The 22,948-nt window shown below is 48.9% G+C and carries 25 protein-coding genes; 8 read left to right on the top strand and 17 right to left on the bottom strand.

Features of this window, described 5'->3' with window-relative positions; genetic code table 11:
• Positions 1 to 89 precede the first annotated feature (89 nt).
• On the top strand, positions 90 to 533 hold the full coding sequence (locus ASG02_RS03325; RefSeq protein WP_029341396.1) for a hypothetical protein: 444 nt from the start codon (positions 90 to 92) through the stop codon (positions 531 to 533).
• A gap of 46 nt (positions 534 to 579) precedes the next feature.
• Here ASG02_RS03325 and ASG02_RS03320 read toward each other — a convergent pair whose 3' ends face one another.
• The 4 genes from ASG02_RS03320 to ASG02_RS03305 all read right to left on the bottom strand — a co-directional run bounded on the left by ASG02_RS03320 (position 580) and on the right by ASG02_RS03305 (position 4,203).
• Entirely contained in the window at positions 580 to 1,923 is a 1,344-nt protein-coding gene (locus tag ASG02_RS03320; protein ID WP_056060769.1) for a S8 family serine peptidase, read from the bottom strand.
• 49 nt (positions 1,924 to 1,972) lie between these two features.
• Positions 1,973 to 2,386: a hypothetical protein gene (locus ASG02_RS03315; RefSeq protein WP_023467922.1), complete on the bottom strand. Its 414-nt coding sequence runs from the start codon at positions 2,384 to 2,386 to the stop codon at positions 1,973 to 1,975.
• Between the two features lie 59 nt (positions 2,387 to 2,445).
• Positions 2,446 to 3,138, bottom strand: coding sequence for a hypothetical protein (locus ASG02_RS03310; RefSeq protein WP_056060766.1), 693 nt, complete (start codon positions 3,136 to 3,138; stop codon positions 2,446 to 2,448).
• A 69-nt stretch (positions 3,139 to 3,207) separates the two neighbouring features.
• On the bottom strand, positions 3,208 to 4,203 hold the full coding sequence (locus ASG02_RS03305; RefSeq protein ID WP_235513992.1) for a TrkA family potassium uptake protein: 996 nt from the start codon (positions 4,201 to 4,203) through the stop codon (positions 3,208 to 3,210).
• 68 nt (positions 4,204 to 4,271) lie between these two features.
• On the opposite strand from ASG02_RS03305, the gene ASG02_RS03300 reads away from it, so the two are divergent.
• From ASG02_RS03300 to ASG02_RS03290, 3 genes are all read left to right on the top strand, one after another.
• The gene (locus ASG02_RS03300; RefSeq protein WP_035408455.1) at positions 4,272 to 4,499 is read left to right on the top strand and encodes a hypothetical protein; all 228 of its coding nucleotides are present in this window, start codon (positions 4,272 to 4,274) and stop codon (positions 4,497 to 4,499) included.
• Positions 4,500 to 4,534: 35 nt separating this feature from the next.
• Positions 4,535 to 4,741, top strand: a complete 207-nt coding sequence (locus ASG02_RS03295) for a DUF2922 family protein (RefSeq protein WP_035408457.1) — start codon at positions 4,535 to 4,537, stop codon at positions 4,739 to 4,741.
• 89 nt (positions 4,742 to 4,830) lie between these two features.
• The gene (locus ASG02_RS03290) at positions 4,831 to 5,724 is read left to right on the top strand and encodes a hypothetical protein (protein ID WP_056060761.1); all 894 of its coding nucleotides are present in this window, start codon (positions 4,831 to 4,833) and stop codon (positions 5,722 to 5,724) included.
• 95 nt (positions 5,725 to 5,819) lie between these two features.
• Here the strand turns inward: ASG02_RS03290 and ASG02_RS03285 are convergent, their stop codons facing one another.
• The 5 genes from ASG02_RS03285 to ASG02_RS03265 form a co-directional block, all read right to left on the bottom strand.
• On the bottom strand, positions 5,820 to 6,890 hold the full coding sequence (locus ASG02_RS03285) for a hypothetical protein (RefSeq protein ID WP_056060759.1): 1,071 nt from the start codon (positions 6,888 to 6,890) through the stop codon (positions 5,820 to 5,822).
• A gap of 12 nt (positions 6,891 to 6,902) precedes the next feature.
• The gene (locus ASG02_RS03280) at positions 6,903 to 7,721 is read right to left on the bottom strand and encodes a hypothetical protein (protein ID WP_035408462.1); all 819 of its coding nucleotides are present in this window, start codon (positions 7,719 to 7,721) and stop codon (positions 6,903 to 6,905) included.
• A complete protein-coding gene (locus ASG02_RS03275) occupies positions 7,718 to 8,398 on the bottom strand; it encodes an ABC transporter ATP-binding protein (protein WP_056060756.1) in 681 nt (226 codons plus the stop codon). The genes ASG02_RS03280 and ASG02_RS03275 overlap by 4 nt, the downstream gene beginning before the upstream one ends.
• Before the next feature lie 419 nt (positions 8,399 to 8,817).
• The gene (locus ASG02_RS03270) at positions 8,818 to 9,240 is read right to left on the bottom strand and encodes a hypothetical protein (protein ID WP_035408466.1); all 423 of its coding nucleotides are present in this window, start codon (positions 9,238 to 9,240) and stop codon (positions 8,818 to 8,820) included.
• Between the two features lie 147 nt (positions 9,241 to 9,387).
• Positions 9,388 to 10,062, bottom strand: coding sequence for a CPBP family intramembrane glutamic endopeptidase (locus ASG02_RS03265; protein ID WP_056060753.1), 675 nt, complete (start codon positions 10,060 to 10,062; stop codon positions 9,388 to 9,390).
• Between the two features lie 107 nt (positions 10,063 to 10,169).
• On the opposite strand from ASG02_RS03265, the gene ASG02_RS03260 reads away from it, so the two are divergent.
• The 3 genes from ASG02_RS03260 (at position 10,170) to ASG02_RS03250 (ending at position 12,361) form a co-directional block, all read left to right on the top strand.
• Positions 10,170 to 10,853, top strand: a complete 684-nt coding sequence (locus ASG02_RS03260; RefSeq protein ID WP_056060751.1) for a lytic transglycosylase domain-containing protein — start codon at positions 10,170 to 10,172, stop codon at positions 10,851 to 10,853.
• Between the two features lie 15 nt (positions 10,854 to 10,868).
• Positions 10,869 to 11,450, top strand: coding sequence for a DUF1643 domain-containing protein (locus ASG02_RS03255; protein WP_035408471.1), 582 nt, complete (start codon positions 10,869 to 10,871; stop codon positions 11,448 to 11,450).
• A 110-nt stretch (positions 11,451 to 11,560) separates the two neighbouring features.
• Positions 11,561 to 12,361: an SMI1/KNR4 family protein gene (locus ASG02_RS03250; RefSeq protein ID WP_056060748.1), complete on the top strand. Its 801-nt coding sequence runs from the start codon at positions 11,561 to 11,563 to the stop codon at positions 12,359 to 12,361.
• A 74-nt stretch (positions 12,362 to 12,435) separates the two neighbouring features.
• Here ASG02_RS03250 and ASG02_RS03245 read toward each other — a convergent pair whose 3' ends face one another.
• The 8 genes from ASG02_RS03245 to ASG02_RS03210 form a co-directional block, all read right to left on the bottom strand.
• Positions 12,436 to 14,811 (bottom strand): glycoside hydrolase family 31 protein, encoded by a 2,376-nt coding sequence (locus tag ASG02_RS03245; RefSeq protein WP_056060745.1) that lies wholly within the window; start codon positions 14,809 to 14,811, stop codon positions 12,436 to 12,438.
• Between the two features lie 152 nt (positions 14,812 to 14,963).
• Positions 14,964 to 16,487, bottom strand: coding sequence for a cardiolipin synthase (locus tag ASG02_RS03240; protein WP_035408477.1), 1,524 nt, complete (start codon positions 16,485 to 16,487; stop codon positions 14,964 to 14,966).
• A 111-nt stretch (positions 16,488 to 16,598) separates the two neighbouring features.
• Positions 16,599 to 17,720: a GTP-binding protein gene (locus tag ASG02_RS03235; RefSeq protein WP_056061915.1), complete on the bottom strand. Its 1,122-nt coding sequence runs from the start codon at positions 17,718 to 17,720 to the stop codon at positions 16,599 to 16,601.
• A gap of 478 nt (positions 17,721 to 18,198) precedes the next feature.
• A complete protein-coding gene (locus ASG02_RS03230; RefSeq protein WP_056060742.1) occupies positions 18,199 to 19,083 on the bottom strand; it encodes an alpha/beta fold hydrolase in 885 nt (294 codons plus the stop codon).
• Between the two features lie 19 nt (positions 19,084 to 19,102).
• Entirely contained in the window at positions 19,103 to 19,549 is a 447-nt protein-coding gene (locus tag ASG02_RS03225; protein WP_056060740.1) for a DinB family protein, read from the bottom strand.
• A complete protein-coding gene (locus tag ASG02_RS03220) occupies positions 19,542 to 20,060 on the bottom strand; it encodes a GrpB family protein (protein ID WP_056060737.1) in 519 nt (172 codons plus the stop codon). The genes ASG02_RS03225 and ASG02_RS03220 overlap by 8 nt, the downstream gene beginning before the upstream one ends.
• 101 nt (positions 20,061 to 20,161) lie before the next feature.
• Entirely contained in the window at positions 20,162 to 20,899 is a 738-nt protein-coding gene (locus ASG02_RS03215; RefSeq protein WP_056060734.1) for an acetoacetate decarboxylase, read from the bottom strand.
• Positions 20,900 to 20,912: 13 nt separating this feature from the next.
• Positions 20,913 to 21,932: a ketopantoate reductase family protein gene (locus ASG02_RS03210; RefSeq protein ID WP_056060731.1), complete on the bottom strand. Its 1,020-nt coding sequence runs from the start codon at positions 21,930 to 21,932 to the stop codon at positions 20,913 to 20,915.
• Between the two features lie 101 nt (positions 21,933 to 22,033).
• Here ASG02_RS03210 and ASG02_RS03205 point away from each other — a divergent pair, with 101 nt between their 5' ends.
• Positions 22,034 to 22,915 carry a LysR family transcriptional regulator gene (locus ASG02_RS03205; RefSeq protein WP_056060728.1) on the top strand — a complete coding sequence of 294 codons (882 nt, stop codon included), beginning with the start codon at positions 22,034 to 22,036 and terminating at the stop codon, positions 22,913 to 22,915.
• Positions 22,916 to 22,948 lie beyond the last annotated feature (33 nt).

Below are 22,948 nucleotides of genomic sequence, written 5' to 3'. Positions count from 1 at the left end.
AAGAGGTAATTCTCGTTTTACAAACGAAAAAGTTGCGTCCCTGCCTCATTTCACGGTATAGTACAAGAGTTCAGAAGGAGGCATGCAGCATGAAAAAACGACGCTCTGGTACGAACCGGCGAACGGTTCGCAAGTTGACATTCCTGATCGAGATCGACGAGATCAAGGCACTTCATCTGCGAAACGGCATCTTCGCCTTCTATCGTCAAGGAGAGCTCATCCACGCGTTCGAGCCGTTCAACGTCAAGGCGCCCGATGCACTCTCAAAACGTAGCTATCATTTCGATCAACACGATATCTTGCTTATGAACGAACGGTTCCCTGAGCAAATCCCGTTGTATGATGAAGCGATGACGTTACGCTCTTGGGCCGACCAGGTCGCTTATGGTTTATACCAATTGATCGATTCCAGTCGCCTGTCGTTCGTCCATGAGGATGACACAGGATACAAGATGGAAGCGATGATCACATGGACTGGAGAGGCATTGACGCCTCCGACGCCCGTCTATAAAAAAGGAAAAGACCCGAAGTAACCTTCAGGTCTCGTACGGCGCTTCCCACTCAGTGGGAGGCGCTTTTTTATTTGACTGTCAGTAAGCGTTCGACGGTCCGCGTATGCCGTCCACCTGTCGTTGTAAAGACAAGCTTATATGACCCCTTGTCTTTCAACTTATACGTAAACTTATGCGTACCGTTCGTTAAATTCGATTGCGTGAATGTCTTAACGACCTTCCCGTCCTTATAGAGACGTGTCGTCGTCTTCGCACTCGCATACTCATCAAAATAGAATGTAAACGCCTGATTCGGCTTAACCGTTGCCGGTAACGAGATCTTTGAGATCGGTGCCGGCAGTGTCGCTAAGATTCCGGCATTCAAGCGACCTGCTCCGTAATGCAACTTCGTATCACCTGATTTTTTCGTCGCTGCAGCATATAACTTACTGCGCATCGTCGTGTTCGAGACGAATGGGTTCTTCGATTTCGCGAGCGCCAACACACCACTGACGACCGGTGTCGCCATCGATGTTCCGTCCAAGTAGCCGTACTTGTTGCCGACGATTGTCGAGTAGACCCCTTCCCCCGGTGCCATGATGTTGACTCCTTTACCGTAGTTCGAGAACGTCGAGGCACGCCCCAGCGTTCCGACGGACCCGACACCGACGACTTGACTCATCGATCCTGGGAAGAGTACTTTATTGCGCCCGTCGTTTCCGGCTGCTCCGACGACGAGTATGTTCTTCGCTTCCGCCTTTTTGACCGCTGCTTCCATGTACGGATCAAACTCATATTGTCCGAGTGAGAGATTGATGACATCTGCTCCCTGCTCGATTGCATACAAAATACCGTCGCCGATGTCGATTGATGCGGCAAAGTCTCCATCGAAGACATCGGCCCCGATCAGTTTGACACCAGATGCGACACCGACGATCCCTTGACCGTCTTCACGCGCCGCGACGATACCGGCGACGTGTGTCCCGTGATCGTCAGGTTTCCGGATTCCAGAAATCGTCGTCGTCTTATAGATGACGTCCTTGAACTCGCGGTGTTTCGTATCGATTGCATCATCGATGATTGCAACGCGAACGTCCGATTTCCCGCGGCTGTACTTCCAGTAAGCCGGAATCCGTGACTGATCGAGGTACGTTTGCTGGAACTGGGCAGAATCCGTTGCTTTTTTGACGTCCGTGATTGGAATCAAATCGGCATCGATATCCTTTTCTTCGAGATGCTCAAGCGGCTCAACGAGCGAGAATCCTTTTTGTTTCAAGGCACGAATCTCGGTCAGCCCCTGATTCGCCAACCACTCTTGTTTTTGTTGTTCTGTAAACGTCGGATCATATTGTACGTATTGAGACTGCGCGAAAGCAGACGTTGGCATGGCGACGATTGTCGCTAGCGTGAGTAGTGCAAGTTGCTTTTTCATGGGAACCCTGCCCTTCTCTGATTACGCGCCGACCGAAGAATCGTCTGGACTAAAGCGGAACCGTGCCGTCCGGTTCTTCGCTGACTTCAAAAGGAATGATCTTTCCGATCGTCACGTAAGCATAATAGCGTGCAAGGACCGCACGCCAACGCGTTGCATCGATCCCCGTCAGGTCTTCACCTAACGGGGAACCGTCGAATGTCTCGAACTGTTGGCAAAAGAAGGCTTCTTCCTCCTCGTGCCACGTCACTTCTTCGCCGATGAACCCGGTCGAAAAGCGGACAAAATCCGCAATCGAGGGTCCAATCACTTCTGCCGGCAAGCGTTCGCTCATCCGTCCGACCAGTTCATACCGGTCGCGTTGTGCTTGTTCCGCTTCTTCAATCGAATGACACAGCAGCACTTCACGATTTATTTCTACTAACACGACATAGTCACCACTCGGTAAATTGACGTGAATCATCCCTACACCCCTCGGACTGAATTCGTGCGGCTTCTAGGTGTCATTTTTTCTTCGATAATTTATAATGTCCATTTTCGATCAAATGTTAATTCAATCGGCTCGTTATCTTTCGACTTTAACATAACGACCCGCGTCGTTTCAATTTGATCGACGAGATCCGCTTGACGAAGAGACTGAATTTCCTTTGAAGAACCGGCTTCAATCCGGTCTCTGTAAGGGGCAAGCAACTCTTGTTGATTGCTTGCGAGTGCGTACCAGGCAAGACGGGCAAACGGTTCGTCCTTCGCCGTTTCAAGCGCATAACTCTCGAAGATATCTGGAAGATAACTGCTAAATTGATCAAGCGCGTCGATTCGTTCAGCGATATCTAAAATCGTCAACCAGCTCGGGAGTGAAAGCAACGATTCGCTCGACCACCAGTCGAGTAAATCGACATGCTCTTTAAGTAATTGATGAGCTTCCGGCCGGTCAATCATATGTTGTAGCGTCTGGATGAGTTCGTTCCAGGCAAGTGACCAGTACTCCTCTGATGGATTAGCTGAAAGGAAAAATTGACGATAGACCGTCAACAATTCCGAAACGTCCGTTAATGGTTCGACTTCTAACCGTTGATTGAATCGGCTAACTGCTTTTGTAAAATAATTTGGTTCAAGCGTCAGTGCCATATAGAGTAATTTTGGTGCATTTTTAATTTCGCCTTGATCGACCGTCTCAAATAATTCTTGAATCCATTCTGGTTGTGGTTGTGTCATAATCTTTTTCCTCCGTCTAGTAAATTTATTTACTATACCCGAAAAAAGATTGGTTAAATCCTTTCTTCTCTAAATCGCTCCGATTCGTTGGGCAGTTTCCTCCGAACACAAGACGATCAACGTCCCGTTTTTCGGAATCGCTTCATCGAGTCGACGGTTCAAATCGAGTCGTTTTCCATCAGATAAGATCGTGACGCCTTCTTCTAGCAAAGCATGATAGGCGTCACGGTACGTCCCCCACTCCGGTCTACTCGGAATCGAGAACATGCCTTCACCGTCCTTCGTCAACAAATCCGTCACGACCTTCGTCACACCAGGATGATGTGACGCAAGGATCGCCATCCGGGCAATCGTCTCATCACCAAGTAACACCTCATCAACCTTAACCTGTTCGAAGCTGTCGAGGTGTTCTTCAAGCATCATTTCGACGATTGTATAAATGTTCGGATTCGCCCGTTCGATGCTTGAAGCAATCAACAATGTCCGTCCGTCAGCATGGACCGGTGGAATCGAATGATCAGCGAGGACGATCGCGCGAACTGCCTTTTCGATGTGTGCCCGTTCGAGCGTCGATGTCAGTGCCTGATCACCACAGACGTAATGAAATCGTGGGTGACTGAATGGCTCGCGCTCTAAATCATCGACGAGGACGACATCCGTATGTTCGAGTAATGAATCGATGACGTGCTTCGAACGCCGACTGTAACCGAAAACGACGGTATGCCCTGTTTCTTTCACTTGTAATAACCCTCTTTCCTTTTGATTACGAATCAACTGGACACCGTCGACCAGTTTTGAGATTAGTCCCCCGACGATCCCGATTCCAAAGATGAAGACGAAAATCGTCAGAATTCGACCGGTATCAGAATTCGGGAAGAAGTCGCCGTACCCGACCGTGACGACGGTCGTCATCGTCCAGTAGACGGCCCGGAAGTAGGATCCGAACGTTTCTGGCTCAAGAGCATACATGATGCCCGCGACACCAAAGACGAAGATCAAGGACGCATATCCGAGCGTCCGCATGCGTAAAAACGACACTTTTCGTAAAAAACGTAACCAGACCATCTTTTTTTCATTCCTTTCGAACAATCCGGTCTCTTTCCCTGTCAATAAGGGCGAAGGAGGTGATACACATGACACAAGCAGAAGAAATCAAGACGAGTCTCGTCATTGTCTTCGAGCGGAAGGACAAGGTGACAGCAAACGGTGATGCCGTCGTTGCTCGCCGCCGCTATAACGGCTTACGTTCGAATCTTCCAGCAGACGTCGTCGCTTCGATCGGTCAAGCGGTCGGCAGCTTACTCGACGGACGCTACGCGCTGACGGAAATCAGCCGTGACTACGCTCTACTCAAGGCATAACTTATCTCTACATTTCATGAAAGGAGTGACCATTGATGGAACATACGATCGTCCTGACATTTGATACGGTGACAAAAAAACCGTATCGCTTGCGGATCGCTGGTGCGAAGGAAAATGCGACCGTGGCTGAGATCAAAGCAATCGGTGACTTGTTCGTCGCCCATGACCCGTTCATGAACGGTGTCACACGTCTCGCGTCCGCTGAATTGCAAAATAGTTCGGAATCGCCATTCGTCTTGTAAGCTTTTTCAGTCCATCGTCACGGGATTACGTGACGATGGCTTTTTTTTGGTATACTAGAAACATCAACCAGCTGAAAGGAAGTCAATTTATGGCCAAACGCCCACTCACTCCTCGCGAATGCGAACTCGTCGTCTGTAGTCTCTACGTAATGGAACTCATCCCGTTCGAAGGCATCATGGAACGTCTCGAATCCATTACGCTCCGAGACATCATCGGCCCCGTCGCACGTGGTGAATCGACGCGGGAGCAAGCTGCTGACGCGCTTGACCAGTACATCAAGGTCCGACGTCGCCGGTTCCGCAACGTCCCACCGGAACATTTGTGGTCGCTTGACGACCGGATTGAACAAGAAGCATTGCGGATGATCCGCAAGCGTTCGCCGCTCTCGGCAGGAGAAAAGCTCCAGCCGAAAGCCATTCCACATGAAATGGGTGATACGGTCGAGTTGAAAGTGACCGAAATTCAGGATCGCAACAACAAAGTGACCTTGATCGGGAAAGTCGGAAACGTCACGGCGAAGCTCCCGGTCGCGAACCGTCAAGCCTATAAAGGCAATAAGACGATCTCTGCCTGGATCACGGGTGTCGAGAAAAAACCTGCCTTACTTCATCTGTCGACATCCGACTACGGTAAGCATCAGCCGTCAGACGACGTCAAAGCAGCGTACGCAACTGCCGTTGCCGCGTTACGTCGTTATTTCGAGACGAACGAACTCCCGACGACCGAAGAAGTCGATCTCGCGAAATCACTGTTCCAACGGATGATCCGTCGCGATCAGAATGATTGGTTCACGGTGTACGTCGCGATGGGTCGTCCGCAACTTGATCACGTCCGGCGCTGGGTCAAGGTCATTCAGATGCTCGCCCGCTCACTGCGCGGAGACGAGGAAGCGACACAACAACTCGCTTCGCAGGAAGATCGTTTCTTCAAGGATGCCTTATTGCGTGCCTGTAAAGCGACAGAGAAAAATTTCACGTCTTGATGCTTTCGCCCTAGAACGTATCGATTCCTAGTCAAAACGAAAAAAGAACGCTTCGGACCGGATAAGTTTTTCCGGGACGAAGCGTTTTTCGTGGATCATTGAACCGCAAAATCATAGATACGCGTTCCTTTTTTACGATTCGCATCTTTGATTTCTCCTTGATACATCAGTTGCTCATTCTTCAGATCGATCACGGACACTTGGAATCCATCGTTTGTCTCGGAAGAGAGATAAAGCTGCATCTCGTCCTTCGAATCCAACCAATCAATCTTTTTCAAAACGAGCGGACTGCTTACGCTATGCTCGGATAATCGTTTCATTTCCAAGTCGAACATCGACCATTCGATTCGTTTCGTCTCCCCTTCCGGCAGGCGGAAGCCGATGAGATAACGACCGTTCGCATAGGGCGTATAACCGATTTGCTGCTGATTCAACTCCTTGATGGAACGAACGCTCTTCCCGTCATCGAGGAAATAAGATAGTTTAGTGTTCTCCTCATCGCTGTCAGACGGTTGTTCCGTGTAGACGACCTCATTTTGATGAATCGCTAAAAATTGACGAGCGTGTTTAGGCGCTACTGGCTTTTGAAGAACGATCTCTTCAACCCGGTCGCTTGTTAAATCGAGCACAAGCAGTTTCGTTTCCCTTGGCTGATCGACTCGATCAAGTTGAATGTAGACCTTCATCGCCTGTTTATCGACGACACTGGCTTGTATGTCCATCCCCGTCTCAAGTTTTGTATCATACTGAAATGTTTTCTCGAACATCTCCTCCGTCTTAAACGTAAACATCTTAAATTGCAGTTTATTGTGTTTGATCTGAATCGCATACTCTGATTGTCCATCTCCACTTACATTCGTTTCCATATGCGTCGTGAATTCGTAATATTTATCTGGCAAATCCGTCATGCTATCTTCACGGAATAGTTGTCCGACGTAAGAATTTGACTGTTTTTCGATGTCTCCCTTAGCGTTGACATCATAAATCGTCGAACGCATGCCTTTCGTCTGAAGACGTAAATTAAAATTTTCGATTTGCGAAGGTTTTCCACTGACGGTCTCGAGCGAAAAGTCTGCTCCTTTGATCGACAGCGTGTAGCCGATGTAGCTTCCGATTGTTATGAGAATGATCACTCCATAGATCAGAAGTTGACGATATCGTTTCATGAGATTTCTCCTTTAGACGGATAGACGCGTCTGGACTAACCGCAGATTTTTGTACGACACATATAACGTTAAGAGCACGATGTACCCGAGATAAAATTGCATGTGCAGTTGACTCAAATCGTTCGAAATAGCTGACAATGCTAAGCCCAAAATGATATAACCGCCAATCAACGCAATCCCATGTAATCCGACGAGCAAGAACGCTTTTCCCTTTCGGAACGATCGTTCAAGTAATACTGTCATGAAGACGAACGAGATGACGATGAATGTCATCAGTAAGATGAATAAAATATCACTCGGATACATCGTATAGAACAACTTCATATAGATGGAGTATTCATTGATGCTGGCTGTGACCTGTTGAGCATCTGGTAACAACCATAAGTAGAGATTACGACTAAGCAACAACAGCCCCCACTGAATTCCGATCAAACTAGTCACGACAAGTAAGAGTGCCGTCATTTTCGACCCAAAAATCGCCCGGCGTGATCCCGGTAACAATAGCAATCTGTAGATGTACTTCGTCTCACCTATCCAGTCGCGGTACCAAATCCAAAACGCAAACAGGATGATCATCCCCATTGCTAATACAAGGATTGAATCGTAAAAATCCGTTGCCTGTGCGAATGTCAACGCACCACCTGCTCGCGCAATTGCGTCCATTTCTGATATCTGTTCAATCCGCATCGTTTTCTCGATCGTGCTTTGATAATCGTAAATTTGATAGAGCAGAGACGCGATTTCCGCGACGATCAAGCCTGAAATCAACAACACCAATACTTTCGTACTTCGTTTCAGTTCTTCATTCGTTAATAACAACCAGCGTTTCATCCTTGATATACCTCCCGCATCCGGTCTTGGACCGATTGATGATGATGACCTCGCAGTTCATCCGTCTCTTTGACTTCGACGATCTGACCGTCTCGTAAGAACAACACTCGGTCGATCACTTGCTCGACTTCAGCGATTTCGTGAGTCGTCATCAGGATACTCCGTCCTTCCATGAACTCACTTGAGAAAATCCAGGCAATCTGTTCCTTCATGAACAAATCGATTCCCGCGAGCGGTTCGTCGAGTAATATGTATGGACGATCGAGGGCGAATCCTAAGACGAGATTGAACTTCGCTTTGTTCCCTTTTGATAAGTTCGCCATTTTATCCGTCGTAAACAGCTGAAACGTCTGCAGTAACCGTTCCGCTGTCTCTTGATTCCAGTCTGGATAATGATCTGCCATATATGCGAGCGCTTGTCCGATCGTCATGTAGCTCGGCATCGTCTGAAGATCAGGCACGAACGCAATTTTGTCGCGCGATGTTTTACCGTCGACCGTCACCGTCCCGGCATCTACCGGAATCAGACCGAGAATTGCTTTTAGGATCGTCGACTTCCCTTCCCCGTTCAAGCCAATCAGACATGTCACTTCGTTTAGACCGACGGAGAACGTCACGTCACGTAAGACCTGTTTTTTCCGTCCATATCGCTTCTGTAATCCTTTTACCTCAAGCATCCGGTTCACCCTCCTTGATTATCACCATTGTATTAAGACAATAGTACATCTGTTAACTGTATGGTACATGCCATACAGTCTAGCGTCAACTTGTTTTTTTCCTGCTATCATCCAGAAAATGAAAAAGAGCCGGACAATCCTGTCCGACTCCGCGAGTATTCGACTTCGTTTTTGCTTTTTAATTTATGAAAGAAGAGAGACGTGAGACGTTTGGTTCACTCGAAATCGCTTCCTAAGGAAAAACAAGCAGGAGCGACCCTGCAACGAAGTGAAGCGGCGCGATGCTTGTCCCAGGAAAACGATTCGAGATGAACAAAAAAGTGCACGCTGTCTTCACGACGTCGAATTCTCTCGATTCGTTGATTAAAAAAAGAGAGGACATCCTAACGGACGCCCCCTCTGAAAACGTGACTGGTGCTTCAATAAATATCAATCGTTGACTCCAGTGCCCGGCATGTCCGACGCACGGTCGGTAAGAAGTCGGTCCGTTTTGCGACACCGCCTTCAATCTGGACATGCTGAATGCCTTTCGTCCGCTGCATCGCTGTTAAGACGGTGACCAGCTCAATGAACCAATTCGAGATCAGTTCGACGACCTGTTCGTCAAAAGCGGCAGCGCCATACACATCATACCCGTTCTCGCAGAGATGGTTCGGGAAGCGGGCTTTGAACCGATGAATCAAAGTGTCCGTCGTTGGAATCAAAAATTCGTTATAGACGACACGTTGTTCGGCATCAAGCGTTTGTTCTGTCACACCATCCATCATCAAATGTGGCTGATTGCCGATATTCAATGTCCAACTCGTCTTTTTTCGCTCGCCAGTGGAAGTGATCGTTCGCATGGTTTCATCCATCTCCTTTTGATGTGTAAGCGTTTACCTTCTCATTTTACCTGTCATTTGACATGTTCTGCAACCGTCAACTTGACCATTTTAACCGATGACTTCGCTTGACATTCAGTCTACCAAATTCAACGCTTTTTGACGATGTCAGGAATTAACATCGTCCTTGTAAATGTAGACAGCAACGAGACCGATCAAGACATGGATAATGACCAGCGGCCAGAGTGTCTCAAGTGCTAGGTACAAGTAACCGAATCCCGCCCCGATTAGTCCTGTCACGAGGATTGCGAACCACCCTTGATAACGATGCGCGACACCAAACAAGATTGCCCCGATCCAGACGAAACTGACGTCAGAAAACGGTAAAAATAATCCGAGAGCATGAAAGAGGAATCCGCGATAAATCAACTCTTCCGTCACTCCTGCCATCAGCGCGACCATCTGAAACCCGGTCCGTTCCTCTTTCGTTCGTGGCAGAATCAGTCGCTCCGCCTCACTTTGATAAAGCGGCAACAAACGTTTGCGAAACGCCGGAACGGTCGCCGTCAAAAGCAAGACGATGCAAAGCAAGACGATTAGTCCGATCGTCGCGTACCAGACCGGACCACTTGGGACAAAAAACGTCAAGCCGATTTCCGGCAACTGTGTGCCGCTGATCAGTGTTCCACCGACGAGCAACAAACATAAGATCCCGCTTGACTGGACCATCGAGGGGTAGAATTCCTTGCGAGGAACGATCGTCAAATCGACCGGACGGACCGCTGCGATGATCGAAAGGACGACGAGTAATCCGAGTAAAAACCCATTTACGAAGAGATACATGACTTCGACTCCTTTTTTGATTCCACACTCCCGTCACAGAAAGTGCTATTAGACCCTACTAAAATATGATACCATTCAGTGGAATCCTAAACAGAGGAGAGAACAATATGCGAAAAGTTTTTCGAATCAGCATCTTGTTCGTACTGTTCGCCCTCATCGTCAGTAGCTTCATCTACTGGCAAAATCGGGAACGTGTTCAAAATGAAATGTATCGTACGTATTATGGACAGCATGGCGTACCTGCCGAGAACATCGACATCTACGAACAAGCCGCGGCACGTTACGGCATCGACTGGAAGCTACTCGCCTCCATTCATCGCGTCGAGACGATCTTCTCGAACTCGTCAGCGATGCAATCGTCCGTTGGCGCCATCGGCCCGTTCCAATTCATGCCGAAAACATGGGTCGGTTGGGGATACAAAGGTGGCACGTCGCTCGGTGACATCGAGCATGACGGCATTGACGTCACGGATCCGGAAGCCATCGAGAAATATGGTGGTCTCGGAGTGGACGCGGACGGCGACGGGAAAGCCGATCCGACAAGTCTCGTCGATAGCGCCCACACGGCAGCGAAATACCTGAAGCAACACGATGTCACACAGACATCCGACCGAGACACGCTCGCGACAGCACTGTTTGAATACAATCGCAGTGAACAATATGTCTCTGACGTGCTCGCCCAATACGATCGTTACCAGCAACACGTCGAGGCGATCGATGCGAACGACCTCGACCTCAAGAAGAAGACACTCGCGTTCTTCCTTCGCATCAGCTCACGTTTGACCAATTAAAAGGAGGCACCACCCATGACACCAGCCGATTCTTCCGAACTCTTGATTGAGGAATCGTCGATCCGCGTCCAGACGACGTTTGATCGAGACAAGACGAAACGCTATTTACGCAGCTATATCTTTGACGACATCGCAGAAGGAACGCACGTCGCCGCTTTAATTTACACACCACGGACGACGGATGCCTTTCTCTCTGGAACGACGACACAACGTGCGTACAATTTGATGAAGAAGTATGTCAATGACCCCGTCAAACAATATGACATCATCAGTTTGATGCCGGACCTTCTCGTCAGCGAGGATCTACCGTTCGCTCAAGCAAGCTTCGATGAGACGAACTATGAGTTCGTCGCGAAGACGCTTGCCGATGTCAAAGCGAAAAATGGCGTCGTCCTCTGTGGCTGGGGTTCTCCTGGTCGTCTGATGCACCACTTGCCGGCATATGAGGAACTGTTTGATCAATATGCTGACATCCTTTATTGCTCCGGCATCACGAACAAAGGTGAACCGAACCATCTGCGCTTGACGATGGACGATAGTCCAATGATCACGTATAACGACATGAAACAAAAAGCGAAAAAATTGCGTCGTAAATGACACAATAGACCCTTCCTTAATGGATAGGGTCTTTTTTCGAAACATTTTCCAAACATATTGCGTATAATCAAGGTCTACATCAATCATTACATAGTAAGGAAGGTCATATGATGCCATTTTGGGATGAAGATCTACAAGAAGAAACGATCATTTCAGTCAAAGAAACAGACATCACACGAATCGAGCAAGCTGTCAGCGGTCGACTCCCCGCTCGCTACCTCAAACAGATGCGAAAGCAAAACGGTGGAGTTCCAGAAGCGAAGGTCGTGATGGTCGAGTTCGAGAATACATGGTCGGACGAAGAAACGGGTCTACATCTTCCGCTCTGCTCGATGACATCATTGACATTCGAGCGGTATCTGGACGAATTGTCGGTCCTCCGGGAATGGGACGTCGAAGGGAACGTCATGATGTTCGCTGAAGGAGAAGGTAGCTATTTTTGGTACTTCCACTTTACGGAAGATACTGAGCCGACTGTCTGGTGTCTCGACATTTCGGACGAGACGACCCATTTCGTTGCGTCAACCTACGACGAGTGGTTAACGAAGCTGAGTAGCGATGTTCCGGAAGTCGTCATGCCGGATGTCGTATTTCTGACGTTACCTGAAATCAAGGACATTCTCCGTGGAGATGATGAAAACGAAAAACTCCTCGCCTACTCCCACTGGATGATTCTCGATGAAGAACAAGAAGAACTCATCGAAGCGTTCATGACACTGATCGAACAAAACGACCAGCCTGATTTCCTTGGCTCTTATGCGTATTACCTCATAGAAGTCTTGACGAACAACCCGGATTTATTAGACCAGAAACGAGATGTCGTCACTGCCTTGATTCTCAGCAAAGGTGACGATCTCGATGCAGAGGATCTGTTGTCTTGGATGGACGAAGAGAAAGACGAAGAGTTATGACCTAAACCATAAAGCCAGTATTCCTCGTCCAAACGGATGACGAATACTGGCTTTTTGCATGCATATAAAATCTTTTAAGACAACATCAACTCAAGCAGGCAGTCGACAAGATCCTTCTCCAGTTCAAGTGCTTGCAACTGGTGCATCATGTTGACCGGATCGAGCTTTTGTGACAATAGACGATACAAACGATCCTTCAGGTCATAGCTGATTTCCGCTTGATCGAGGAACGCATACAACCGGTCCATCTTGTTCTCGTTCGTCGAGATCTCGACTTGGAGCGACAACGTGATCGTATCCGTCACTTCACCGAGTTCGACACGAAGTGACTGCGTCGCATGATCATAGACGCCGGTGACACTTTCCCCGTCGCGCTGGACGTAACCTTCGCGGACCCCGCGTAAAATCAATGTGATTGACCGATTTTCCGGTAGCAAGTCACGATGTCCAGTGGGTGCAGCGATCGTCAGTTCACGCGCTTCCCAGTCGAGCGCGAATGTCGTCTCAACATTGACGCCATCGCGGTGTGCGATCCCTGTGCTGTCGTCTTCAAACAACGTAAACCGGTTCGAGGCTCCTGGGAAGACGACAACTTCGAGATCGTCCGGATTATGCAATGCATTCGAATGCTCGAGATGACGACCGAGTGGGACGATCGCACCGGCTTTCGCAAGTACGCCTTGGTCTTCGAGATAGCGGAACAGACGGATCTGTTTGCCACCTCGATAACGGTGCCCATTGAAGAAATCGAACCATTCTCCTTCTGGCAACCATGCAGTCGCAGCCGTCATGTGCAGTTTCCGGTGCATCGGTGTGACCATCGGCGTGACGATCAATTCCGTTCCGAAGTAGAACTGATTCGGGACATTGTATGCTTGATCGTCTTCTGGATGCTCATAATACATTGGTGAGACGAGGGGCAAGCCGTCAAAGTGATTGCGGGCATTCATCGTGTAGATGTACGGCACGAGCTGATGCCGAAGTCGTAAATATTTCTTCATGACGTTCGCCGCATCGGTCGAATAGCGCCATGGTTCCTTCCCATTGAAGATGCTCATCGTACTATGCAGACGCATAATCGGACTGAAGACACCGTACTGGAGCCAACGTGTCGATAACTCGTCATCTTTTTCCCCGCGCTGGTGACCCCCGATATCATGACTCCACCATCCGTAACCGATGTTCGACGCCGTCGCCGTGAAATACGGCTGGAATTGGAGTGATGCCCACGAGATGATCGTATCACCCGAGAAACCGACCGGATAACGGTGACTTCCGGGTCCCGCGTAACGTGAGAAGATCAACGGTCGATTACCATCACGTGCGATATCGAGTGCGTGGTAATGATTGAGCATCCAGAGCGGATCAAGCCCTTTCATCTTCGAGTTCGCACCCTGTTGCCAGTCGATCCACCAGAAGTCGACGCCATCCGCCTCATGCGGATGATGCAACTTCGTGAAGTAGTTCTCGATAAACGTCCGGTCCGAAAAATCAAACGGAATCCGGACATCCGATTCGGGATCAACACCCATCGCGACCGCCATCGCCTCGTATGCTTCCTCAAACCCACGCACACCGTCCGCCGGATGCAAGTTGAGCGTGACCATCCGATCGTCGTCCTTCAACCATTGCAAGAAGCCCCGTGGATCCGGGAACAAATCACGGTTCCACGTATAACCCGTCCAACCGCTCCCGTATCGTTCCGGAATATCGGTAACGTGCCAGTCCATGTCGATAACGCTGACCGAGAACGGAATATCTTCCGTCTTGAAGCGTGTCATCAAGTCCTTATATTCTTTCTCACTATAACGCCAGTAGCGACTCCACCAGTTGCCAAGTACCTGACGCGGTAACATCGGTGTCGGTCCTGTCAGGTGGTAGAAGTCACGCAGTGCCTGTTTGTAGTCGTGACCGTATCCGAAATAATAGATGTCATGCGTACCAGAGCGACGCGGTTCGACGAAGTGGTCTTCCGTCAGTACGAAGGCGTTCGAATCGTCGATCGCCGCGTATCCTTGCCGTGAGACAATTCCTTCCTCGAGAGGAATGACACCGTCCGCGTGGTCAAGCGTCCGTGCCGTTCCTTTTAATGTCCGGAGCGGTCCGCCGAACGTATAACGGCTGTAATAGGTACTGAAGTTCCCTAAGACATCGATATAAAGTGTGTTTGCAGCGAACGGTCCCTTTGTATAATGCAGATGGACGTGCTCGGTGATGATTTGCAATTCTTCCTCGTTTTCAACGATGCGGTAAGCAGGTACCGGGAAATCACGATTGAAGACCGTTTGGGTCGGTCGATCCTCGAATTGTCCATCCGCCGCGTATTCGAGTCGAATCATCCGACTCGTCAAGACCGTGAAACGGTAGACATCTCCTTGAATGATAGCGTCTGGTCGTGCTTGTGGTTTCATGTCGCGCGTGTAGAAATGGGATTCATCAATTGTTCGCATACGGGTTCGGGACTTCCGTCCCTTTCACTTCCTTCCAGGCTAAGTAGTGTGCAACCGATTACACATCTAGTGTATAAGAGTTCATGTTCCCACTTCAAGGAAGAATCAACCTAAAAATGTCCCGCACCTGAAAATAGATGCGGGACGTTACGTCATAATAAGGGTGAAATCAAGCGCGAAAGTGACTCGAAAATCCGGAAGCGGAGCGGGCGTTTGACGTAATCATTCGATGATAACTGAATCGAGACGTCGAAATCAGCAATGAAGTCACGCTCGAGCTGCTCGGCACTTTCCGTATCATACAGGAACGCCATTAGTTCATAGTTGAGAACAAAACTGCGAATGTCCATGTTTGCCGTTCCGACAGCCCCAATCTTGCCGTCGACGAGAAATAGTTTGGCATGGATGAAGTGACGGTTGTACGTGTAAATCTTGACCCCATCTTTCAGGAGTGGTCCAAAGTAGGAACGGGTGCCGTAGTAAGACGTAAAACTATCGCCTTTCCCCGGTGTCAGGATGCGGACGTCAAGCCCGGCACGTGCAGCAAGTCGAAGTAGCGTCATCGTCTCATTGTCCGGAATCAAATACGGTGTCGCAATCCAGATCGAGCGTTGCGCCGAGATGATGGCCGCAATCAAGGCATTGCGAATCGCGGGATCCTTTGAGGTCGGTCCGCTCGTGACAATTTGAATCGCTCCGTCGGACGCAACATCATGTTTCGGGAAGTACTGGTGGATTGTCTCTTCCCCCGCAAACGTCTCCCATGTGTCGTCCGATTCGATTTGGGCATAAATCCAGTCATCGAGGAACGTCGCTTGTAATTCCTTAACGGCACGTCCTTCGAGCCGTAAATGCGTATCGCGCCAAAACCCGAACTTCTTACTCTTGCTGTCGTATTCATCACCGACGTTCAGTCCACCGGTGAAGCCAACCTTCCCATCAACGACGACGATTTTCCGGTGATTGCGGAAGTTCGCCGTGAAGATGAATAAGGGACTCGAGATTGGATCATAGGCTGCGATATGTGCCCCAGCGTCGCGTAACGGACGTAGGAAATTCTCACCAAGCATATAGCTTCCAAGTCCGTCATACATGAACCGCACTTCGACTCCCGCTTCGAGTCGCTCGATCAATGCTTCCCGGATTGCCTTGCCTGTCTCATCGTTTCGATAGATGTAGTACTGGATGTGGACGTGATGTTTCGCTTGACGAATTGCGTCAAGAATCGCCGGGAACGTCTCTTCCCCGTTCGTCAGAATCTCACTTGCTGTATGAACGTCCACCCCGCCACCACCGAAGTTGCGAATCGTGTTCGCAAGCTTCAAGTGATTCGGTGGCAATTCACTGACGGCAAGCGACCGGACTGGACGAATCGCTTGTTTCAGCAATTTCCGTTCGTCATGCGAACGGCGATTCCGGCGGCGACGCCGCGGATTCCGACCGAACATCAACCAGATGATGACACCGAGAATCGGTAAGAAAATCAGGACGAGAAACCAAGCGATCGTTGATTCCGCTGTCCGGTTCTCGATGAAGATGATCATGATGACGGCGAGCGGCACAACCGTCGCTGAAATCGTTAAGACATAAAATAAATAGCCGAGTTGATATAGTCCCCAAATAATTCCGCCGGCGACTAAAAATACAAGCGCGAATTGTAAAATCCGGTTGCGCACAGACCTTCCTCCTTCAATTAACATACCTTCACTAGTATTCTTTTCCCATTCACTATGAAAATATAACAAAAAAGAGAAACCGCAGATACGGTTTCTCTAAAGATTGACCTTTTATAAAAAGTTTTCTTCGTACATCTCACGACCGGGTATCGGATCGTTCAGAGATGCCCAGTCTGTTTCGTCTTCCTGGACGAGACTCGCATCAAACAACGCTTCGAGCTTCTCTTGTTCTAGTCCGATCCCAATCAAGACTAGTTCCGTCCGTCGATCCTCGTCTGATGCAAAGCGACCGGCGTATTCCATGTTCGACGCATATCCTGCCTGATGGAACAACAGTGCCATCTCAGGACGTGTCGCGAGGAACAAGAATCCTTTCGCCCGGACAACTTCTTGCGGCCAATCTTCGATCAAGGCAAGCAAACGCTCAGGATGGAATGGAATATCGCGCCTGTAAACGAATGAACTGATCCCGTATTCTTCCGTTTCCGGAATATGTGCTTCGGCATTCAACTCGCGGATCCAACCGGCACTTGCTGCTGCTTGTTCGAAGTCAAATAGATCAACGTCTAATATCTCTGTCGGATCGACTTGACCATACATCGTCTCAATCAGACGAGCCACTGGATTCAATGCCTTTAGATAGCCGATGACGGTATGGCGTTCTTCCGGTGTCAGGCGATCGACTTTATTTAAGACGATGATGTCCGCAAACTCGACTTGGTCGACGAGTAGATCGACGACTTCGCGCACGTCTGTCTCATCGACTGCCTGTCTGCGCTCGATCAACGACTCACCGGATTCGAAGTCCTTCAGGAAACGGTACCCATCGATGACCGTGACCATCGCATTGATTTTCGTGACATGTGATAAATCGATTGCGCTGTCCGGATCTTCATACGTGAAGGTCTGGGCGACCGGAATCGGTTCCGAGATACCACTCGATTCGATGACGATCCCGTCAATATTGCCTTGGTCGACGAGGCGTTTGACTTCAAGCAACAGATCATCACGCAATGTGCAGCAAATGCAGCCGTTCGAGAGCGTGACGAACGACTCTTCCGTCCGCGAGAATCCGCCTTGCTCAATCAATGTCGCGTCGATGTTGACCTCACTCATATCGTTGACGATGATCGCGAGGCGGCGCCCTTCGCGATTATGTAGTAAATGGTTCAATAGTGTCGTTTTACCGGATCCTAAATAACCGGATAAAACGGTGATCGATATCGGTTGCATCATCATCCATCTCCTAAAACGTAATCGTTACGCTTTATAGAGTAACCGACTTTTTAACTGACGTCAATCGTAATGATTTCGATTTATTTTGTTTCCTAAAAAAAGCCGATAAGTGTCGACTCAAGGAGTAGACGGGGCTGACTCCAAAAAAATGACGCATCTTCTCACGCCCTTTCCTCAGGCGAGACACAAGCCAGTTTTCCTGCTTCCTTCAAGCAGGAAAGCGGATCTTGTTTGTCTCTGACAGCGCATAATGCGCTTTTTCCTGTAGGAGTGGCGTGTGACGCGTCATTCTTTGTAGATACTGGCTTTAGAGTCAGCTCCGTCAGATATTCCGAAGCACAAGAAAAGAAACGTTTTGTAAGCTCGGAATCGCTTCCTAGGGAAATACAAGCAGGAGCGACCCTGCAACGAAGTGTACCGGCGCGATGCTTGTCCCAGGAAAACGATTCGAGCTAAACGAAAAAGCGTAACCTTACTACTGACTTTGAATCGGTAAATCCCATGTCGAGCCAATCAAATCCGTGATCCGCTCCGCTGCCTCGTAAGAAAATCCGGCGATCGTGTAATGATTCGTATCTGCAATCACATGATACATTCCGTTCGGTAAACTGTCGGCGAACGCAGCGTGAGCCGCATTGATTTGTTCGGTCAATGCCGGGTTCAACCAACTTTCTGGCATACCACCCGCCCAGTTCGAAGCGGACAGGACGAGGACCGGCTGCGTCACGTCTTCGATCAACGAAAGAATCATCTGATTGTTCTCCTCTACCGATTGCCATTCATCGAGCGTTCCCCGCCAATGCCCAGGTGCCGCAAAATGCTGCCACATCGGCAATTGATCAGCCTCCGGTAAGACACTGAACATCTTTTTTCCCAAACGGTCAGGGATCATCCAAGCAATCGGTCGAATGTGACTAAGAAAATAGAGGAATCGATTCCACTCTTCTTGTGTTCGTTCGTACCAGTTCGGCAATGCCGCATCGACATCTGGGTGCGACGGATCAAGCAAGACGATGCCGCGTGTCTCGTCTGCAAATAATCGTCCACTCGCGAGCGAAATATAGGCTCCGAGCGAGTGACCGATGAAGACATACGGTCCTTCAACTCGAAGCATCCGTAAAACATCTGCCAACTCATCCGCTTGATGTGTAAAGAGTCGTTTGTTTTTGCCACGACTCGACCGCCCATAACCGAGACGCGAATATTCAAAGACCCGTCCCCTTTTCAATAATTCAGTTCGGAGCCAACCCCACTGATGCCGATTCGACATCATCCCGTGATCGAGGACGAATGTGACGTCCCCGCTTCCCGTCAACCGGGTATCAAATCGACCGGCTGATGTTTCGACGATATATTCCATACGCTATCCCTACTTCCATTCATTCAAATAACGAGATCTCTAATTCGTACCCAAGGATGTTCAAGTAATCAAATAACTGGGATCGATGATGATAGAGATGCACGACTGCTTCAATCGCCCAACCATGCATCGAATCGGTAACTCCCCAGTACGTCGGACGCGTCGAAAATCCGGCCGTGACTTTTTCTTGATAGACCCGAAACGCTTGATCGATTCGCTCAGATAACTGATTGCACGTGACCGGTTCCGCATAAAGTGCCTGCATCGCTTCAGCCGTCGCCCCTTCTGCGAGCATCAAATCGGCTTCAAGTAATACAGCGAGATGGACGGCGACTTCACCGACGGTCCGCTTCCCAGGGATCGGTTGCGTGTTCCAGTCCTTTGCTTCGATCTTCTCAAACAAGACTTTCGACGTCTTTACACCAACACTGACATGGCGAATGAGGGCACGTTCCCAGTCAGTCATGCGCGTTCCCCCAAGCAATTGCGCGGAGTTCGAGTTCCTTGACGAACGCATCCTTACCGGCGATATAGGCTTCGATATCAAGCGGATATGTTGTCGCTAACTGTTCCTTTAATGCCCCGTAAGCAGCGGCTTCTTCTGGATGTTTGCGTAAGTAATCCCGGAAGACGAGATGGCGCTTGATATCAGGATCTCCCGTCGCATAGAGATGGATGTGATGCGTCCGTTCGTCTCCGCCTTTTCGGTAATAGCGGCGCCCCGGCATGCCGAATTCACCCTTCGCTTCATAACCGAGTGCTTCCATCGGTTCATCAAACTGCTCGATTCCCTCGAGCGCATCGACGACAGGCAGGATATCGATGATCGGTTTTGCCGCGAGTCCTGGAACTGATGTACTTCCCATATGATGGATTTGCTTAAGACGTACTCCGAACACCTCTCGTAATCGGTCCGCTTCTCGCTCGTATTCACTCGCCCATTCTGATTGATAAGGTAACACAATGACTTGTCGCATGATCGTCTCCCCCTCTTATCTCAGTATGCCAGTTTTTAGGGTAAAACAAAACGACCATCCGTTTTGGAGGTCGTTTTGCTACATATGATGTTAGAGAAGTGTTAGTCCTTTAGATAATCAAACAGTTTCGCAGGTCCACCGAGTCGGAGATCAGCGATGATATGCTGAGCATCGACGACCTTTCGAACAGGGAAGTCAGCGAGTGGTGCCATGACATGTTCAAACAATTGAAGCCGAGCCGGTCCACGGTATGCTTCTTTAATCTCAAGATCCGTGATTTGACTGCGTGTCAGTTCAGAGATGATCAACTCGCCTTGATAACCGCGATGTTGTTTGAGCATGAACTGCGGCGCACCGACAATTGACTGTGCCTCTTCGACTGCCATCGGAACGTATTTGTATCCCATCGTCGCTTGTGCAACGCGGAGCGAATGATAGTCAAGCGTTCCAACGAGTACATCATTGTCGAGATACAATCGGGGTGAACCATACTTCTTCGGAAAAGCAGCTACTTCTCGACCAGAGGCGATCGCCGGCTGATTGTTGACATACATCGATAGGTAGAACTCACCGATTTCCCCTTGATACCGAACCGGAATCACTTGCCCGCACTCAAGATAACTCCCAAGACCGGTGCTATCTGGCATATTGATGATCTCGAACTTGATCTGATTGCTCAGCACCTCAAGCGGTTCCGGAACGACTGCTTGTAACGCTTCGATGTCCGTCTCATAGATGATGTTCAAGTATTCCCGATTCCGAAAGAAGATATCGACTGCCGGAAAAACCGGCGCATTGATCGGCGTCGCGACGACATTTTGTACATCTTCCTGTCTCATCTGAATCCCTCCTTTATGCATTCAATAATGTTTCAAAGCGTGCGACACTTGTTTCAAAATCAGGAACTGTCTTCGCTGCTTGCGCTTCTTCGACGATTTCTTGAATGAGCGAGTTGAACGGCGTTTTGATATCGTACGTGTTGCCGTACATCGTGACGATCCCATTAATGAAACGAATTTCGGTCGGTTGACCTTTTTGTAAGTCCTGCAACATGCTTGCTTCTAAGTCACGCGACCCGTGCATCAATTGTGGTACGGTGATCAGTTTTTCATCGATATCCTCTAGTGTTGCGTAAGCTGCCGGCTCAAACGTACTCATCAGCGCGAATGTGATGCCGTGGGCGTGACCGACCTCAACGACTTCCTGCATCGTATGGATTGCTGCCCGTAACAAGACAGGATGATCGAGAACGTCGCCGTACGTACCGTTACACGCAGCGGATAACCCGCTGAACGTACTATTGATGACGAGTTTTGACCATTTCGTTCCCGGTAGATTATCAGAGATTTCTGTCCCACCGATGTGATCAAGGATTTCCTTCAGTTGGACGATCCGATCCGTCTTCTTCCCGTCCAGTTCACCGATTTGCATCGCATACGTCTTGAAATGTTCGTAATCTGATGTCAGGCGTGACTCACCTGGTCCGACGTATGTCGCTCCGAACTCGACGGATCCCGCAATGATACGTTCGCTTGGAATCTGTTGTTGAATGAACTCTTCCGGTACACCGTTTTGCAAGGAGACGAGAATGCCGTCTTCCTTCAAGATCGTCCGCACTTTCGCGAGGACCGGTTCATTGTAGACCTGCTTCGTCAGCAATAATATGATATCGTACGTCTCTGTGATGTCATCCGGATGAATTGCATGAACAGCTTGCGTTAAATCCGGACCAATGACGTGTGCCCCTGTTGTGTTCAGTGCCTCGATATGTGCGCGGTTCGTATCAATCAGATCGACATCTGCATACTGTTGACTTAGATAAGCTCCCATGATGGTTCCAAGGGATCCTGCTCCGTAAATTCCGATTTTCATTTCTATCACCTCTGGTATATACGGTATACTAGTTTCATCATAAACAGAAATATATATAATTATATGTTTTGATAACCTATAGGTTATGTCAGGAGGATATCATGGAACTCTTACATTTAAATTATTTTCGTCACGTTGCAGAGGAATTGAACGTGACGCGTGCTGCCGAACGATTATTCATCAGTCAACCTGCCCTTAGTGCGACGATCAAGAAACTCGAGCGTGAATTGAACACGACATTATTTCATCGAAAAGGTAGAACGATCAGTTTGACTGACAATGGTCGACTGTTACTTCAGTCTGTCGAAAAAATCGAACACGAGTTGACACGTGTTCAGGAACGAATGGTACGAAACGATGCATCAACGAAAACACCACTCAGTCTTGCCAGTTCACATGGTCGTTTCATCCAATTGATTCTACGGGAGTTTCTTCTTCCACAAACTGCTCCCTTGTTCAACTCGGACATCCTCTCGAACCGTGAAATCCTGAGCGGTCTCCTTCATCAAGAATTCCATTTCTCAATCAGCTTCATGGAACTCAAACATCCGCTCATTACGAGTGAACCAATCGTGGAAGAGGAGATCGTCATCACCTACCCTGCTTCCTATTCAGAGAAAGAAGCGATTACAGCACTCTATACGGATGCAACGGAGACTGCCTTTTTGTTTCCCTCCCACAATAAGGACTACAACCGCTTCATCCAATTGAAGATGGCGGAACTGAACATCTATGCCGATACCACGCACTACATCGATGATGTCTCACTTCAGCTCGCCTTACTCCAGCAACGGTATTTCAGCTTCGTTCCTGTTTCCGTTTGTCGGGAGATGGGACTTCCCTTCATTACGGACGATGTATTTACAGTGAAGTCACGACTCTACATGTCGCATGCGACGGATCAATTGACGGTCGAACAAGCAATCATGTACGAACGCATTAAACGGTTTCTACTTTCGCAACGCGCATATCTAATCAAATAAAAACGGATGCCTGCATATGCAGACATCCGTGTG

Source organism: Exiguobacterium sp. Leaf196 (genome assembly GCF_001423965.1).
GTDB lineage: Bacteria > Bacillota > Bacilli > Exiguobacteriales > Exiguobacteriaceae > Exiguobacterium_A.
Note: the sequence above shows the minus strand (reverse complement) of the source record. Positions and strands in the feature narration are given on the sequence as shown.